Here is a 16,511-nt window from a genome sequence, read left to right on the forward strand (position 1 = left end):
TCTTCAGCCACTATGACCCCTTCTCTCTAGTGCCGATCACGCTCGGAATCCCTATGACTAACGGTTACGGATTCCGTCTCGCTAACGCCCAGCATTTTACCCAAATACTCGGATATGGCTACGGAACGGTGTTTACCTCCCGTACAGCCAATGCCAATGATAATCTGGGACTTACCTTCCTTACGATATTGCGGAATTAGAAAATGAAGCATATCGAGCAGTTTGGTCAGGAACACCTGTGTTTCAGGCCACTTCATTACATAATCGTAGACTTCACTATCCTGGCCGGTTTTAGGCCGCAGATGGTCCACATAATGTGGGTTAGGCAAGAAGCGGACATCGAAGACAAGATCTGCATCAATAGGGATACCGTACTTAAATCCGAAGGATGTAATATTGACGGAAAGCGTACTTTTTCCTAGATGCGAAAACCGTGAAATGATCTTCTCCTTAAGCTGCACAGGCTTCATACTGCTGGTATCTAAACATAACGTAGCTGAATTTTTCAATTCTTCAAGCATCTTACGTTCTAGCTTGATACCATCAAGCGGCAGCCCCTTAGGTGCTAATGGATGATGACGTCGACTTTCCTTGTAACGCTGAACAAGTACTGAATCTGTAGCATCCAAAAACAAGATCTCACAGCCAATGGTTGACTCATCCTTGATATAGGCAAGAGACTCAGACAAAGCAGTGAAGAATTCTCGACCACGCAGGTCAATTACAAGGGCTACCTTGGCAATCTTACCCTTCGACTGTTCAATTAGCTCTGCGAACTTGGGAATCAGCACCGGTGGTAAATTATCGACACAGAAGAACCCTAGGTCTTCCAGACTCTGTACAGCAATTGTCTTCCCCGCACCTGACATTCCCGTAATAATAATCAGGGTGGCTCCAGCCGTTGGGGTATTGTCCAATTCGGTCATAAAAGCGTCCCCTCCCTAGATTTAGTATATGAATACTTCCCGTCTTTTAAGAACGCAGCAAAAGGCCGGCAGCCCCAACAATACCTGCGTCATTGCCAAGCTCAGCTGGAATAATCGATACACCAGTTTGAAGCGGAGCCGGTGTCAATTTCGCAAACACACGACGAACCTCATCAAATAGAATATCTCCAGCCTTAGACACACCGCCGCCAACGATAAATACTTCAGGGTTAAGCACAGCCGCAACAGAAGCCATGGATTTACCCAGATAGTACGCTGCACGATTCACTATACGGATAGCTACTTCATCGCCAGCCTTAGCCGCATCAAAGACTTCTTTCGCAGCAATCTTCTCTACCATAGAGAGGGAAGTACGATCGCCACGAGCTACTGCATCATTAGCCATGCGGATAATACCTGTAGCGGAGGAAACGGTTTCCAGACAGCCCATGTTGCCACAGCCGCATTGAATAGCTTCCAGATCCGGCACTACTGTGATATGTCCAAGCTCACCAGCTAATCCCGCAAAACCTTGATAAATCTTTCCATTAATAATGATTCCGCCACCGACACCTGTTCCAAGCGTATAGCAGACACAGTTATCAACGCCACGTCCCGCACCACTCCAAGCTTCCCCCAGTGCAGCCACATTCGCATCATTGTCTATTTTGACAGGCTTGTTCCAACGATCTTCCAAAATGGAACGGATCGGCACATCTCTAAATCCTATGTTAGGCGCAAGGATGATGATTCCTTCACGAATATTTGTGAACCCGGCTACACCCGCTCCTACACCTGCAAGCTGATCCCAAGAGTACGGGGAATCCTCCACAATTTGGCGTACATACTTCTCGATATTATCGATAACAGTATCGACACCCTCTGCAGTTCCTGTAGGTCCCTCATAAGTATGTAGCAGGGTACCTTCAGCATTACAGATTCCAACCTTAATTGCAGTTCCACCCAAATCCACGCCAACGTAGATATTCTCAGACATGTAACAAGCCACCTTTTTTTATACTAAAATAGTTAATCCTAAGTACCAACTATAATAGAAGCCCTCTCTGTGGTCAAGGAAAGACAACACACCCGGGAATTCCTTATTTTAAGAGTATACTCTATTATATTCTAAAAAGACCCCCTTACGCCTAAGTAAGAGAGTCTTGTACCTATATTATTATCTGGAAAATAACCCAACGTACCGATTTATTCTGATAAAATGCGCTTTTGTCCCTCTAGTGCTCGGATAGGAGCGATATTCTGTGTGAACTCTAGCGTGCCCATATATTGGCCTGACTCGTCTCGTACAGCGAAGTAACGGATGTAGATAAACTTATCCTTGATGTTGATCCAGAAGTCTTCAGCATCCTTACGACCTGCCTTAAAGTCTTCCAAAAGCTTCTCTACCACATGAACACTTTGCGGGGGATGACAGTTCTGTACTGTACGGCCGATAACCGCTTTAGTTCGAGCAAAGATACGTTCCTTCCCGTGTGAAAAATATCGAACGACATCATTCTCGTCAATGAAGGTTAGATCTACAGGCAGATGGTTGAGTACGGTCTCGAGCTGATGCAGTGACAACAACCCTGTCTCAAAACGGATGAACCCGCCTTGCGGCGTCGCTCCTTCTGTTTCTTCCGGCACTGCGCCTTCCGGATCTGCAGCCCGCTCAGGGATCCACTCCTGCTCCGGTGCGGTTAGGCAGAACCCGATCTCATCGCTCTCCCGGGCGATTTTGACCCATTCATCTTCCGTCAGTTTGTCCAGGGCCATGGGCAGTAGAATATTTTCTTCCTTAAAGATCATTTCATTAACTTCCTTGATGATCTCCTCAAGCTGAACGCCTATTTCTGCTGCATTTCCGCTATAAGTGCTGAGCGCTGCTTTTGCCTCTTTAATCATACGGCGGATATTATCATCCACTCCCCACATTACCTTGGTTGGGCCATAAATGCCGTATTTTTCGAGGTATGGGAACAGCAGATTTTCTTTTCGGCTATAGTGCTTATCAAGATCCAGCAGCAAGCTAAGATCCTCCAACAACTTGAAGATCAATTCCTCACTATCGTTCTTTTGAAACTTTGTTGCGTGCAGATCCATGCGGAAGTTAACAAGTCTTTCGATCTCACGATTCTCCAATTTGAAGGTGTGTACTGGATGGCCTGGCTGCTCCTCGGGCTTAGACGAGCGGTGAATCTGCTCAATAGAGCCTTTAAAGATGGCTGTATGCACCGAACAAAGACGTTGGACCTCGGATACCGGAATTCCTTCTTCGGTCATTAATGAATGCTCCATCGCGGAAATCTCCGCTACGGTAACATCACCCACAGCTTCGGCGAACCGCGCCTTAACCTCTTCTACACTTTTGCCTGCATGCAGCTCTTTAATAATTTCCTTAAGCATAGCCTGGCGACGAGTCTGTTCCGGCACATCAACTTCACGGTTGTTAATTAGTTCGCTCATATTAACACTCCTTTATTAAATAATCTCGAAACCATGACGTTCAAAAGTTAGCTTCACGTGCTCGAGATCCATTTTCTTCAGCTTAATTCCTTTGGATAAGGTCATGAAACGGCCAGCGGTCTGCAGCATGCCAGGCTTGGCAATATCCTTAAAGCCCAGCTCTACCATAATCTCGATGACCTCCGGATGCCGTGATACCATCTCGAATATAGATTCATCCAAACTCAGCACTTTTTCCATTTGACTCTTCTCCTTTATGTGAGAACTATTCTCAATAAAAGATTAGCACAGGCCGTACAGGACCATTGTGATTGCAATCACTAATTTCCAAGAATGCAATTATCGTTCTTTTAAAGACGAATTATGTATGCTTTGAACCTACAAAAAACTGTCCCCTACGCTTAAAAAGCATAAGAGACAGCCTGATCTGTCATTAATTAATTATTTATTATAGCGTTACTCCTGTTTTGAATATGGAGATCTCACGGAAATTATTCTTTTCATTATTAACCCATTCACCGCTGGCCACCGAAATAATATAGTTTATGAAGCTGCGCAGGACCTCATCTGGAGAACCATCTTCCACCAATACACCTGCATTAAAATCGATCCAGTGACGTTTGCCTTCATACAATGGGGTATTGGTAGATACCTTCATCGTTGGCACGAATGTACCAAATGGTGTTCCCCGCCCGGTCGTAAAGATCACCAATTGGCAGCCAGCAGCAGCCAGTGCAGAGGAAGCCACTAGATCATTGCCAGGTGCGTTAAGGAGATTTAAGCCTTTGTTAGTGATAAGCTCTCCATACTTGAGTACATCCATCACTGTAGCGTTCCCGGATTTTTGAGTACAACCCAATGATTTATCCTCAAGCGTAGTAATCCCTCCGGCTTTATTCCCTGGAGAAGGATTTTCATATACCGGCTGTTTATAGTCCATAAAATACTGCTTAAAGTCATTAATGAGATCGACAATTTTGTGGAAAATAGTTTCGTCCGCAGCACGTTCCATTAGAATTTTTTCGGCACCAAACATTTCAGGCACTTCAGTCAGTACAGTGGTCCCGCCTTGAGCAGCCATATAATCAGACAGACGTCCAAGGAGCGGATTCGCAGTAATACCGGATAACCCGTCGGAGCCTCCACATTTCAGACCGATCTTCAGCTCGGAGAGTGATACTTCTTCCCGTTGATCGCCTTGTACATTATTGTAGATTTCCTTCAGCAGCTTCACGCCTTCTTCAATCTCATTCCCAACCTCTTGGGAGACAAGGAAACGCACACGATCCTCATCATAGCTGCCAAGCATATCTTTAAAAATATGCAAATTGTTATTCTCACAGCCCAATCCGAGCACAAGCACGCCGCCCGCATTCGGGTGTTTAACCGCGTTAGCCAGAATCGTTCGCGTATTGTCATGATCATCGCCCAGCTGGGAGCAACCGTAATTATGCTTAAGCACGAGCACGTTATCGAAAGGTGCGATATCCCCAACCTCTGCTTTGAAAATATTGATGATCTGCTCCGCCACTCCATTCACACAACCAACAGTAGGGACGATCCACAGCTCATTGCGGATACCTACGGATCCATCAAAGCGGCGATACCCCTTAAAGGTCAAATTCTCCGCTGTAAAAGGATTCGGCGTCAGCTTCTGCTCAAAGGTATATTCCTCTACCCCTGTTAGGTTTGTCTTAGTGTTATGGGTATGCACCCACTGCCCCGGCGCGATAGACGCTATAGCATGACCAATGGGGTAACCATATTTCAATACGTTTTCACCTTCGCTAATGCTGGATAGTGCAATTTTATGGCCTCTAGCGATATCTTCAGTAATTTTAATCTCTTTTGAACCAATCACAATGGTGTCGCCTGCTTTATAGTCTTTAAGTGCAACAGCGACATTATCAGCCTCATTAATCTGCAATACTTCTTTCATCGTCTTGATCATATCATTGTCACCTCCAGGGTATTAGTTGTGTGCCGGTCTCTTCACGTACGCTTTTAACGCTTGCTTCATGCCATTTTTCTCAATCGCAATCAGTCCTTCTGTCACCTTGTCAGTAAGTCCAGCCACTTCATTCAGATCACAGCCCCAGCGATTGGTTGCGGCAAGTACTTCGACGGCCAGTGCGCGCAGCCCGGTGTCTGTGCCATCCCACCCTCCCCATAAGGAGGCGAACCATTCCAAAATATCCGCATCATCAGCCAGTTGAATGTCTTCTTCCCCTCTGCGTCCTCTATAGAAGGCAATTAATGCGCTCAATGAGAAGACAAGCTTTTCAGGCAATTGTCCTTTGGCCTCTACATATCGCAGTAAAGAAGGCAGATCTCTTGTCTTAAACTTCGATATAGAATTGAGGGAAATGCTCATCAAGTAATGCTGCACATAAGGGTTCAGGAATCTTTCTAATACCGCGTCTGCAAAAGAATTCAATTCCTCTGCCGGCAGATCCAGCGTTGGTATAATCTCATCGTAGATTAAGGACTTCACGTACGCCCCAACCTCTTCGTGCTCAATGGCCTCAGCAACCGTATCAATACCGTACAAATACGCTACTGGTGTCATAGCTGTATGAGCTCCGTTTAAAATCCTCACTTTACGAGTCCGATAAGGGGCCATATCATCCACCACCAACACATTAAGACCTGCTAGTTCAGCCGGGAACTCCTTTTTAATCCACTGTGGTCCTTCAATTACCCAAAGATGGAATTGCTCGCCGACAACGACCAGCTTATCCTCATAACCCAACTCTTCTGTAATCTCGGCAATGCTGTCTCTTGGATAACCGGGAACAATGCGGTCCACCAGACTGCAGCAGAAGGTATTAGCTTCATTCAACCAGTTCACAAAACCTTCTCCAAGATTCCACAGCTCAGCATATTTCAAAATAACCTTTTTGAGCTCATCACCATTCCGGTCAATCAGCTCACATGGAATGATGATAAAACCTTTAGAAGCATCCCCATTAAAAATTTGATAACGTTTGTACAATAAGGCCGTCAGCTTGCCCGGGAAACTACTCTGCGGCGTATCGGTTAACTTGTCGCCGGCTTCAAAAGCAATTCCCGCTTCAGTAGTATTAGACACGATAAAGCGCAGCTCAGGGTTCTCAGCCAGCTTCATATACTCCTCATGCTGTGAATAGGGATTAAGCGTCCGCGTAATACAATTAATTACCTCGTGCTCTTTTACAGCCGCTCCGTCTTTAATGCCTTGCAGATAAAGGGTATACAGCCCATTCTGATCATTTAGCATTTCCGCCAGTCCGTTAGCCAGCGGCTGTACAACAACCACTCCACCATTGAAATCCGTTTTTTGATTCATGGTATGAATCTGCCAATCTACAAAAGCGCGCATGAAATTGCCTTCGCCAAATTGTAGGACCTTCTCAGGATACTGCTTGTAAGCTGTCCAATTATCGCTATTTAATCTTTTCATATAAACGCCTCCTAATAGTAAATGCACACGATAAACTAATTAAACAAACTATATAAAATCATATTTATATTGATAATTAATTAAATATATGCACACGTGAAAATTTTAGATAGCAACCCTTTACGATAGTAAAGGATTAGGCTGCTATACGCAGCCTCTACTTCTGCAACTTCCTGACTGATTCTCTGGCAATAAGCTCTGTCTCGATCGAGATCCGCCCGTCTTTTTCTGAGGGCTCCTTGACCAAGCTTAACAGCTGGCGAGCGCCTTGCTCACTAATCTTCTCAATAGGACGTTTGACCGTGGTGAGTGAAGGATTGGCAAAAAGTGAAAACCCAATGTCGTCAAAACCAACAACAGAGATATCATTTGGCACCTGCAGCCCTCGCTCAAACACACCTTTCATAGCCCCAATCGCCATATCATCATTGGAGCAAAATACAGCAGTTGGTGGTTTCTCGAGATCCAGTAGCTTGCCCATCGCCTCATATCCACTTTGCATATCATAATTACCACTTATCATGTAGTCATTACGAACAGGGATATTATGGTCAATCAAAGCTTTTATAAAGCCATCTCTGCGTTCCTGTGTGGATTTAAAGCCCTCGACACCTTCAATAATTGCAATGTCTTGATGCCCGTTTTCGATCAGGTATTTGCCTGCATTATAAGCACCTTCCCGGTCGTTCGAGATGATGTTGATAATGGAGCGGTCATCAATTTCCCGGTTCAGCACAACGATTGGAATGCCTTGCTGGACAACATGGTAAATGAATTTATTATCTGCTTCACTCTGGCTCATTAGAATAATTCCATCAAAACGTTTGCGATGAATAGAGGAATATTCCGCATAATCGTCGATCCCACGGATGAACAGATTGTACTCTACATCTATGACACTATTTACACCACGAATCGTGTCAGAGAAGAAACCCGAAGTTGTGCCGTTGGCAATACTCGTGAAGAACAGACCAATGGTATAGGATCGCTGCATCACAAGGCTTTTGGCATTGTAATTAGGGACGTAGCCCACTTGCGCAGCGATCTCGGCAATTTTTTTACGTGTGACCTCTTTAATTAGTGGACTATTGTTAAGTGCTCTCGATACAGTTGTATGCGATACATTCGCCAATTTGGCGATATCCTTGATTGTAGGTGCCATGGGTCAACCTTCCTTATCAAACGGGTTTGGCTCTTCCATGTAAGGATATCATAACGATTACCTAGTCACCAATGCCTGTTTCGAGAAATTAAAATAATGATCAGCGTTATTGTAACAGATGTTCTCAATCATACTGCCCAGTAACTCCATATCATCCGGGGCTTCTCCAGCCTCTACCCAAGAGCCTACCAGATCACACAAGATTCTTCTAAAGTACTCATGTCTGGTATACGATAAAAAGCTTCTGGAGTCTGTTAGCATCCCAACAAATTGGCTAAGTACGCCTAGATTAGCAAGTGTCTTCATCTGTTCCAGCATGCCGTCTTTATTGTCGTTGTACCACCATGCGGTTCCGAATTGAATCTTGCCTGGAATACCACCGCCCTGGAAGCTGCCCATTAAACTGGCAATAACATGATTATCATTAGGGTTCAGTGAGTACAAAATGGTCTTAGGCAATGCATTCTCACGATCCAGCGCATCGAGCAGACCCGCCAAAGGCTTAGCAATCACGCCGTCATTGATGGAATCATAACCCGTGTCAGGTCCGAGACGTCCGAACATTACGCTGTTGTTATTCCGAAGCGCATGAATATGGAATTGCATCGCCCAACCCAGCTCGTTATACAATTTGCCGAGGAATACTAGCGTGAATCCTTTATATTTCTTTTCTTCACTCTCACTTACAGTGCCTTCATGAAGTGCTTTAGCAAATATAGCTGTAGCTTCCTCCAAGGTAGTAGGCTCAAACATTACCGCATCCAAAGCATGGTCAGATACACGGCCGCTTCTGGCATGGAAGAATCTAACTCTGCTCTCCAATGCTGCAAGAAACTGTCCGTAATTCTCAACAGCCATTCCCGAAACTTCGCTTAGCTGGGCTACCCACGGCTGGAAGGTAGGACGGTTGATTTCAAGCGCTTTATCTGGCCGGAATCCCGGCACAACGCTAGCATTGAACCCACTCACATTACTGATTTTCTCATGATATTCTAGATTATCTACAGGATCATCGGTAGTACAAACCGTAGTCACCTTCGATTTAATGATCAAATCTCTTGCTCCGAATCCTTCACTTTGTAGCTGTCTATTCACTTCATCCCAAATTTTTGGTGCGTTAGCTTCATTCAGCAACTCATATACACCGAAGAAACGTTGCAGCTCCAGATGCGTCCAATGGTATAGCGGATTCCCGATAATCATCGGAACCGTTCTAGCCCAGGCCATAAATTTATCATAATCACTGGCATCGCCAGTAATGAATTTCTCTTCTATACCGTTAGCGCGCATCACTCTCCATTTATAATGGTCGCCATACAGCCAAGCTTCGGTGATATTGTTGAACGTTTTGTTCTCATAAATTTCTTTTGGACTGAGGTGGCAATGATAATCGATAATGGGCATGTCTTTCGCATGATGATGAAACAGCTTAATTGCGGTCTCGCTCGACAATAGGAAGTTCTCATCCATGAATTTTTTACTCATGAGGTTTGCTGCTCTCCTTTAAGTTCGAATGGGAGTTACACATAGTTTAACGTGAACATTTATTCAATCGGTCGATTTCTTAATAAATATTTTAAACTTAAAATTAATGCTTATAATAGGATATAATATAAATTGTTCACGTTAACATTATATCTTCATTGTAAACGTATTTTTAAAATGCGCAAGTCTTTTTATAAAGACATTGTTACAGTTATTTTAACTTCCGAGCGGTAATAAATAAACAACATATTTAATTTCCGGACACGGCCCCACCATTATAAAAAAAGCAGGCAACCTTTTAGAAAAAGGATAACCTGCTTATATGTCATCGGACTACGATTTCTCGCAAAATTAACTATCCAGTGTTTCGCTCCAGTCATGCACCATCGTGCCCTCTAGGTACTTCTCGGCATCCATTGCTGCCATACAGCCAGATCCCGCTGCAGAAATTGCCTGACGATAACGGGTATCCTGCACGTCGCCACAAGCGAATACGCCCGGGATGTTCGTTTCTGTCGTTCCAGGGTTGACCACAATGTAGCCGTTGGTATCGGTCGTAATTTGTCCCCCTAAAAATCCGGTGTTCGGCGTGTGCCCGATCGCGACAAACACTCCGTCCGCTTCGATGAGTTCATCAATTCCCGTCTCATTGTTGCGAACCGTCAGCCCTTTAACGCCAGACTCGTCGGTTGTAACCTCAAGCGGTGTACGGTTAAGAGCCCACGATACCTTACTGTTATCCCGTGCGCGAGCCTGCATAATCTTCGAAGCTCTAAGCTCATCACGACGGTGAACCAATGTTACATTGGAAGCGAATCGGGTTAAAAAGCTGGCTTCCTCCATCGCTGAATCTCCACCACCGACGACAATAATCTTTTTGCCACGGAAAAAGAATCCGTCACAAGTAGCACAAGTGCTGACCCCACGGCCCACATTCTCCTGCTCCCCGGGGATTCCTAAATATCTGGCAGATGCGCCGGTTGAGATGATCACTGACTCCGCTTCTAATACTCCCAATCCATCTACAGTCACTTTAAATGGACGCTGTGAAAAATCAACTGAATCCACCCAGCCATTCTTAAATTCAGCTCCAAAACGTTCAGCCTGCTTGCGCATGTTGTCCATTAAATCCGGGCCTAGAATTCCTTCAGGAAAGCCTGGGAAGTTCTCGACTTCTGTTGTCGTTGTCAGTTGTCCACCTGGTTGCATACCTTCAATCACAAGTGGGTTTAGGTTGGCACGTGCCAAATAAATTGCAGCAGTAAGCCCGGCTGGGCCTGTTCCGATTACAATCGTTTTGTACATAACAGTGGCCTCCTCACAATAGGGTTTATTTAGAAGAAACGGGCCCTTTTTTGGCAAGCATAGACGCCTTCGGTGTCCCTAGAAGGACATTAACGTTTACGCAAGACATATAAAAAGGGCTCCGTTTCTACGAAATACTACATGATCGATTTAGATATTCTCGGTAAATGGCGGAAGACTGTCGCTCACACTTCCCTCGAAACTACATTCCTCATCTATGCGCCGAGCATAACGACTGACCATAGATACAGAAACATTGTAACGCTGAGCTACTTCACGGTAGGTGACCGGCAGGTTATGCGTTTTAGCAATTAGATATTCTAAGGCAGCACACCAGCCATTCGCATGACGGATAAACGGAATATCCGGATAAAGGCTGCTCAGAAATTGCTTCCAAAGTAATTCAGCATCTTTTTTGTGGATTGCATCATATCTTCGATCCATCATACTAAGGGTCTGATCGATAACTTTCTGCCAATCCTCTCTCCATTCCGGCAGTCCCTTCAGACGCGGGGAAGAGGTTTCTTTGACTTCCTGAAGCACATTCTCTTCAGGAACACTTCCAATCAGCCGCTGCAGACTAAGAAGTGCCGCTTCTTGCAGCTTTTCTTCCTGCAAGGGCTGCTGCTTCAGAAGTCCTTGCAGAATTTCGGACATCTCTTCATCTTCAATCCACCGCAGAGCTTCTGTAACCTGAAGCTTCGTATTGGCATCCCCGTAGCGGAGCGCCCAGAAGAAGGAAGAGCGAAGCAGCGGATTGTTCCGTACCTCTTCGGTAAAGCTGCCCTTGTTGTCCTTCCACAGCTTCAGCTGCTCCTGAAAAGGAAGCTGATAGTTGTAGCTGACCAGCGACAGCGTTTTGCCTTCCCCCTGCGCCTGCTGCAGCTGAGCTAGAAAAAATCTCGGCACAGCCGATTCCGGATCGAGCTTAGCCGCCTTCTGCCAGCAGCGCTGGGCTTCTGTATACAGGCCACTATTGCTGGCAGCAGCCGCACAATAATGATAGAGACTGGCGTCGCCACCGACCTCTTCATCCTTCAACAGACGTCTAAAATGGCCATAGGCGGTTCTATGGCGTCCCAGAATCCCCATGGTGGTGGCCATTTTGAACAGATGCTCCTGATGAAACGGAATAGTGGTCTCCAGAAGGCGTAACAATCCATCCAGTTGTCCGCGGTCACCTTCATACTGAAGGAAGATCGCTAAGTTACAGAGTGCATGCAGATTCCCGGAGTCCTGCTCCAGCACCCGCATAATACATTCCTTAGCTTTGGTAAAACGACCCATGTAAAAATACGCTAGGGCTAGGTTGTTATGTGCCGCCAGGAAGTCAGGCGTATTGCTCACAATCTCTTCAAGCAAAGTGACGGCTTGTGTAAACTTGCCCTCCTCCAACAGTGCTCGGGCTAGCTCATGCTCTATTACACCTTCCCGGCTTCTAATCCGGATAAGTGGAGCAGGACGGTCCAGCTCATATTGCAGCAGCTCCATCAATTCTTCCGATTCGGCCAGAAATTCACCGTTCACATCTTCTTCGAGATAAGTGACGAGTGAGCGTTCTGCCTCCTCATAGCTTTCCATATTGGCGAAGTTGTTAGCCATATAGAAATAACATTCCGTCATTGCCGGATCAATATTCTCCAGTACATGGGTTAAAATGTCGTTGGATGCTTCATAATTACCCATTTCTGATAATACGCCAGCCACGTTGCAATGATTGACCGGATTCTCCGGCTCGTACTCTACAGCTTTGCGAAAATTCTTTAATGCCTTATCATATTGAAAGCGATCCAAGGACCGAACGGCTCTTTCAAAGAAAAAATTGGCATTCAGAGTTACAGGAATCACATTATCATTCCCCAGTTCATACTCTGAAGTTCTCTCAATCATGGAAGCAAGGCACCTCCCTTATAAGAAGCTTCCTTATACTAACGAAAAATAGGAGGGCGGCGCCCTATGGGGTATGCCGGAGCTCCATCCTTAATCGCTATTCCGTTCCCTTATTGGGCGCGGGTATCTCCACACAGTATACCACATGTGACAGCGAGAATCTCAAGTTGAGAAAGACTCTACCACTCTGCTTACAACATCTTTTTTGACAAAAAAATAAAAAAGACGGGGAATTAAATTCCCGCGTCTCTAAATAGCTTATCGATTGAACCACCCTCAAGGATGATGTGCGTAGCCTGGGCAAGCATCGGTGCAACAGATAATACCGTAAACCGACTTGAATGGTCATCAGGCAGTGCAATAGAATCTGTCGTAACCACTTCCTGAATAGAAGGATGGTCAAGCCGCTGTAGCGCGGGCCCTGAGAATAATCCGTGCGTCGCGCAGACAATACTGTCCTTCGCACCTCTCTCCTTCAGACCTTCCACCACATTCACAATGGTCGTCCCAGTATCGATCAGATCCTCAATAATGATTGGTGTCCGTCCCTCGACATCACCAATCACATGAGTGATTACCGATTCATTATGGGCTGGACGCTTCTTGATCATAATGGCAAAAGGTGAATCCAGCTTATTCGCCAGCTTCTCAGCCATAGACGCACGCCCTGCATCCGGGGAAACAATGACCAGATCAGACATTGCCTTGGCTTTCAAATGGCTGCTGATCAAATCGAGTGCAGTCAGATGATCGACCGGAATGTTGAAAAAGCCTTGAATCGCCGCTGCGTGTAAATCGATAGTGATCACGCGGGTTGCTCCAGCGGTCGTCAGCACATCAGCCACCATCTTAGCCGAAATCGGCTCACGAGGTGCGGACTTCCGCTCCTGCCGAGCATATCCATAATACGGCACAATAATGTTCACTGTACGAGCTGAAGCCCGTTTGGCAGCATCTATCATCACCAGCAGCTCCACGAACATCTCATTAATGGGATGCGAAAGGGATTGCACCAAAAATACGTCGCAGTTCCGGATGCTTTCTTCGTAATGCACGTAAATCTCGCCGCTCATGAAGCGGGTCAGCTTTATCTGCCCCAATTCAACACCAAGTCGCTCCGCAATATCAGCCGCTAACTTTGGATTCGACGAACCGGAAAAAATACGTAATTGTTGATGATGCATAATACCCTCCTGCGGATTATAAATTATTATAGTTTGAACTGAACAGTGGTACGGCGGCGTCCCTCAAATACAGCCAGCTCACGAAAACCAGTGTGCCAAAGCATGCTACGCGCCTCTTGCAGCCCGTCCCCCAGCTTGGCAGGATCATGTGCATCGGAGCCTAATGTCAGCGGTATGCCGAGCCTTAGGGCCTCCTGTAGCAGATGCTCTGCCGGGAACATCTCAGCGCAAGGCTTCGTAAGTCCGGAAGCATTCAGCTCCATGGCGATTCCACTATCCGCTATAACCTTTAAGGTCTCTAGCTCCAGCGCCTTCACCTCAGCCTTGCCCTCCGGTGTTTGTGGACCATAACCGAACCGTTTAATAACATCCATATGTCCTATAATATCATATAATCCCGATAACGCCGACTTCTTTACCGCATCGTAATAAAGACGATACACCTCTAGCGCATCTCTGCCTTCCCAACCATGAACCTGGCGGTGATCCGTAATATCCCACTCCCCAAGAAAATGCACAGAACCTATAAGATAATCCCATGGATACGGCGACAAAATCTCGCGGATTTGCTCTTCGTATCCTTCGATATAATCGGCTTCCAGCCCCACCCGCAGGTCTATGACTCCACGGTAACGCTCCTTTAGGGTCAGACATTCCTCCACATAACGAGGCAGCTCAGCCATTGGCATAGCCATTTCAGGATAATAGCTGGCGGGATCTACGTGGATGAGCGGCAAGTGGTCGGACAACCCCAGCTGCTGAAGTCCAAGCTCTATCCCGCGCTGCACATACTCCTCAAGCTTACCCACGGCATGGCCACAGCGTTCATGATGCGTGTGGTAATCAATATGCATCACTCAGTCCCCCTTAGTACTGATCCCGGCGTGGGCGTTCGTGACGGGTACTCAACTCTTCCATAATCTCATCCAGTGGAAGCTTACGTTCTTGCAGCAATACCAACAGATGATAGATCAGATCACTGACTTCAAGGCGCAGCTCGGCGTTATCTTTATTTTTGGCGGCAATAATGGTCTCGGAAGCTTCCTCGCCTACCTTTTTGAGGATCTTATCCACGCCTTTATCAAACAAATAAGTGGTATACGCGCCTTCCGGGCGTTCCACTTCCCGCTCAGCAATCACACGCTCCAGCTCACCAAGAACAGCAAAACGCTCACCATCTGTCAAACTAGACACTGGTTTCGAAGCATCTGTTATTGGGTTATTCAAAGGAATCTCACGGAAAAAGCATGACGCAGCTCCAGTATGGCAAGCTGGTCCTTCAGGCACAACCTTCACGAGTAGTGTGTCGCTATCACAATCATAGGATATGGAGGTAATAGCTTGTGTGTTGCCTGAGGTTCCGCCTTTATGCCAAAGTTCGCTGCGTGAGCGGCTCCAAAACCAAGTCTGACCACTCTCCAGTGAAAGCTGTAATGATTCGGAGTTCATATAAGCAACCATCAGTACCTCTAAACTGCTAGCATCCTGAACAACCGTAGGCACCAGACCGGCTTCATTCCAGCGAATGCCTGCCAGAGCTTCTTTTTGGCTTATTGTTGTATTCTTTTGTGTTTCGCTCATCGGATTTCTACCCCTTTTTGCTTCAAATCTGCCTTTAAATCATTAATTGCAATCTCTTTATAGTGAAAAATGGTCGCCGCAAGTCCCGCATCGGCTTTCCCTTCCGTAAATACATCGTAAAAATGCTCCTTCTTCCCAGCGCCGCCAGAAGCAATCACAGGAATACTGAGCAAATCGCATACTGCCGAGGTTAGCTTCAGATCGAAGCCGTCTTTTGTGCCATCTGCATCCATACTAGTGAGCAAAATCTCGCCTGCGCCCAGCTTTTCAGCTTCTTTAGCCCAAGCCAGAGCACGGATGCCGGTGGGCTTACGCCCGCCATGAGTGTACACTTCCCATTCACCAAAAGCCTCATTATATTTAGCATCTATCGCTACTACAATACACTGGGAGCCAAATCGGCGAGCACCCTCCAAAATTAACTGAGGATTAGTGATGGCTGCCGTATTAATGCCGATTTTGTCTGCGCCTGCACGAAGAATCCTTTTCATATCATCAGTTGTAGAGATCCCTCCACCCACTGTAAAAGGAATGGCAATCTCACCGGCGGTCTGCCGCACAACCTCGATCATCGTTGCTCTACCTTCTACGGAAGCCGATATATCTAGAAACACAAGCTCGTCTGCGCCCTCGCGGTCATACAGTGCCGCTAGCTCTACCGGATCTCCAGCATCACGCAGATTCACAAAGTTAACGCCTTTGACTACCCGTCCATCCTTAACGTCAAGACAAGGGATGATACGTTTTGCTAACATTATGAAATCCCCCTTTCTTTAAAAAGCGTTTCAAACGCCTAAAGTGTGTCGGTCCCCCTAAAGCCCTCTTAGCCCAGGGGGAGCCCAAGGGCCGCTGCCCTTTGGAAACCTTGATTGTTGGCATGGCGGATCATAGCCCACACGGCTGAACCATAGCCCACACGGCTGAACATGTGCTATGATCGCTAACCCCTTCGTGGCCGCTTCCTTGACCCATAACACCTTCAAGTTCCGCGGTTTTGGCCCTTATAGGGTCGGAAGGGCTCACGCCACCTGCAAGCCCACGAGTATTTAGTTGCACAACGTGCAGTTATT

14 protein-coding genes are annotated in these 16,511 nt (G+C 46.3%); all 14 read right to left on the bottom strand.

Annotated features, from left to right (window positions below; all coding sequences use genetic code 11):
• Positions 1-26: 26 nt before the first annotated feature.
• Positions 27-926, bottom strand: coding sequence for an RNase adapter RapZ (gene rapZ / locus NST45_RS26240; protein ID WP_036687099.1), 900 nt, complete (start codon positions 924-926; stop codon positions 27-29).
• 46 nt (positions 927-972) lie between these two features.
• Positions 973-1,923 (bottom strand): ROK family glucokinase, encoded by a 951-nt coding sequence (locus tag NST45_RS26245; RefSeq protein WP_036687097.1) that lies wholly within the window; start codon positions 1,921-1,923, stop codon positions 973-975.
• Positions 1,924-2,132: 209 nt separating this feature from the next.
• A complete protein-coding gene (locus NST45_RS26250) occupies positions 2,133-3,392 on the bottom strand; it encodes a DUF438 domain-containing protein (RefSeq protein WP_339824214.1) in 1,260 nt (419 codons plus the stop codon).
• 15 nt (positions 3,393-3,407) lie between these two features.
• Positions 3,408-3,632, bottom strand: a complete 225-nt coding sequence (locus tag NST45_RS26255) for a DUF1858 domain-containing protein (RefSeq protein WP_036687092.1) — start codon at positions 3,630-3,632, stop codon at positions 3,408-3,410.
• Positions 3,633-3,840: 208 nt separating this feature from the next.
• A complete protein-coding gene (locus tag NST45_RS26260) occupies positions 3,841-5,331 on the bottom strand; it encodes an altronate dehydratase family protein (protein ID WP_038573987.1) in 1,491 nt (496 codons plus the stop codon).
• Positions 5,332-5,364: 33 nt separating this feature from the next.
• On the bottom strand, positions 5,365-6,834 hold the full coding sequence (locus NST45_RS26265; RefSeq protein WP_038568116.1) for a tagaturonate reductase: 1,470 nt from the start codon (positions 6,832-6,834) through the stop codon (positions 5,365-5,367).
• A gap of 157 nt (positions 6,835-6,991) precedes the next feature.
• Complete coding sequence (locus tag NST45_RS26270; protein ID WP_038568114.1) at positions 6,992-7,996, bottom strand: LacI family DNA-binding transcriptional regulator; 1,005 nt, start codon at positions 7,994-7,996, stop codon at positions 6,992-6,994.
• Between the two features lie 57 nt (positions 7,997-8,053).
• Complete coding sequence (gene uxaC / locus NST45_RS26275) at positions 8,054-9,481, bottom strand: glucuronate isomerase (RefSeq protein WP_339824218.1); 1,428 nt, start codon at positions 9,479-9,481, stop codon at positions 8,054-8,056.
• A gap of 351 nt (positions 9,482-9,832) precedes the next feature.
• Entirely contained in the window at positions 9,833-10,786 is a 954-nt protein-coding gene (gene trxB / locus NST45_RS26280) for a thioredoxin-disulfide reductase (RefSeq protein WP_036687084.1), read from the bottom strand.
• 150 nt (positions 10,787-10,936) lie between these two features.
• Positions 10,937-12,676, bottom strand: a complete 1,740-nt coding sequence (locus NST45_RS26285; protein WP_339824220.1) for a tetratricopeptide repeat protein — start codon at positions 12,674-12,676, stop codon at positions 10,937-10,939.
• A 233-nt stretch (positions 12,677-12,909) separates the two neighbouring features.
• On the bottom strand, positions 12,910-13,860 hold the full coding sequence (locus tag NST45_RS26290) for a ribose-phosphate pyrophosphokinase (protein WP_036687083.1): 951 nt from the start codon (positions 13,858-13,860) through the stop codon (positions 12,910-12,912).
• Between the two features lie 26 nt (positions 13,861-13,886).
• Positions 13,887-14,714 carry a histidinol-phosphatase HisJ gene (gene hisJ, locus NST45_RS26295; protein WP_076101063.1) on the bottom strand — a complete coding sequence of 276 codons (828 nt, stop codon included), beginning with the start codon at positions 14,712-14,714 and terminating at the stop codon, positions 13,887-13,889.
• A 13-nt stretch (positions 14,715-14,727) separates the two neighbouring features.
• The gene (gene hisIE, locus NST45_RS26300) at positions 14,728-15,441 is read right to left on the bottom strand and encodes a bifunctional phosphoribosyl-AMP cyclohydrolase/phosphoribosyl-ATP diphosphatase HisIE (RefSeq protein ID WP_339211086.1); all 714 of its coding nucleotides are present in this window, start codon (positions 15,439-15,441) and stop codon (positions 14,728-14,730) included.
• Positions 15,438-16,196, bottom strand: a complete 759-nt coding sequence (gene hisF, locus NST45_RS26305; protein WP_076101059.1) for an imidazole glycerol phosphate synthase subunit HisF — start codon at positions 16,194-16,196, stop codon at positions 15,438-15,440. The genes hisIE and hisF overlap by 4 nt, the downstream gene beginning before the upstream one ends.
• Positions 16,197-16,511 lie beyond the last annotated feature (315 nt).

It is taken from the genome of Paenibacillus sp. FSL R7-0163 (assembly GCF_037969975.1).
Taxonomy (GTDB): Bacteria; Bacillota; Bacilli; order Paenibacillales; family Paenibacillaceae; genus Paenibacillus_AQ; species Paenibacillus_AQ odorifer.

Coding starts and splice junctions, on each gene's coding strand:
- rapZ (WP_036687099.1), bottom strand. CDS start 926: ATGACCGAATTGGACAATACCCCAACGGCTGGAGCCACCCTGATTATT.
- NST45_RS26245 (WP_036687097.1), bottom strand. CDS start 1,923: ATGTCTGAGAATATCTACGTTGGCGTGGATTTGGGTGGAACTGCAATT.
- NST45_RS26250 (WP_339824214.1), bottom strand. CDS start 3,392: ATGAGCGAACTAATTAACAACCGTGAAGTTGATGTGCCGGAACAGACT.
- NST45_RS26255 (WP_036687092.1), bottom strand. CDS start 3,632: ATGGAAAAAGTGCTGAGTTTGGATGAATCTATATTCGAGATGGTATCA.
- NST45_RS26260 (WP_038573987.1), bottom strand. CDS start 5,331: ATGAAAGAAGTATTGCAGATTAATGAGGCTGATAATGTCGCTGTTGCA.
- NST45_RS26265 (WP_038568116.1), bottom strand. CDS start 6,834: ATGAAAAGATTAAATAGCGATAATTGGACAGCTTACAAGCAGTATCCT.
- NST45_RS26270 (WP_038568114.1), bottom strand. CDS start 7,996: ATGGCACCTACAATCAAGGATATCGCCAAATTGGCGAATGTATCGCAT.
- uxaC (WP_339824218.1), bottom strand. CDS start 9,481: ATGAGTAAAAAATTCATGGATGAGAACTTCCTATTGTCGAGCGAGACC.
- trxB (WP_036687084.1), bottom strand. CDS start 10,786: ATGTACAAAACGATTGTAATCGGAACAGGCCCAGCCGGGCTTACTGCT.
- NST45_RS26285 (WP_339824220.1), bottom strand. CDS start 12,676: ATGATTGAGAGAACTTCAGAGTATGAACTGGGGAATGATAATGTGATT.
- NST45_RS26290 (WP_036687083.1), bottom strand. CDS start 13,860: ATGCATCATCAACAATTACGTATTTTTTCCGGTTCGTCGAATCCAAAG.
- hisJ (WP_076101063.1), bottom strand. CDS start 14,714: ATGCATATTGATTACCACACGCATCATGAACGCTGTGGCCATGCCGTG.
- hisIE (WP_339211086.1), bottom strand. CDS start 15,441: ATGAGCGAAACACAAAAGAATACAACAATAAGCCAAAAAGAAGCTCTG.
- hisF (WP_076101059.1), bottom strand. CDS start 16,196: ATGTTAGCAAAACGTATCATCCCTTGTCTTGACGTTAAGGATGGACGG.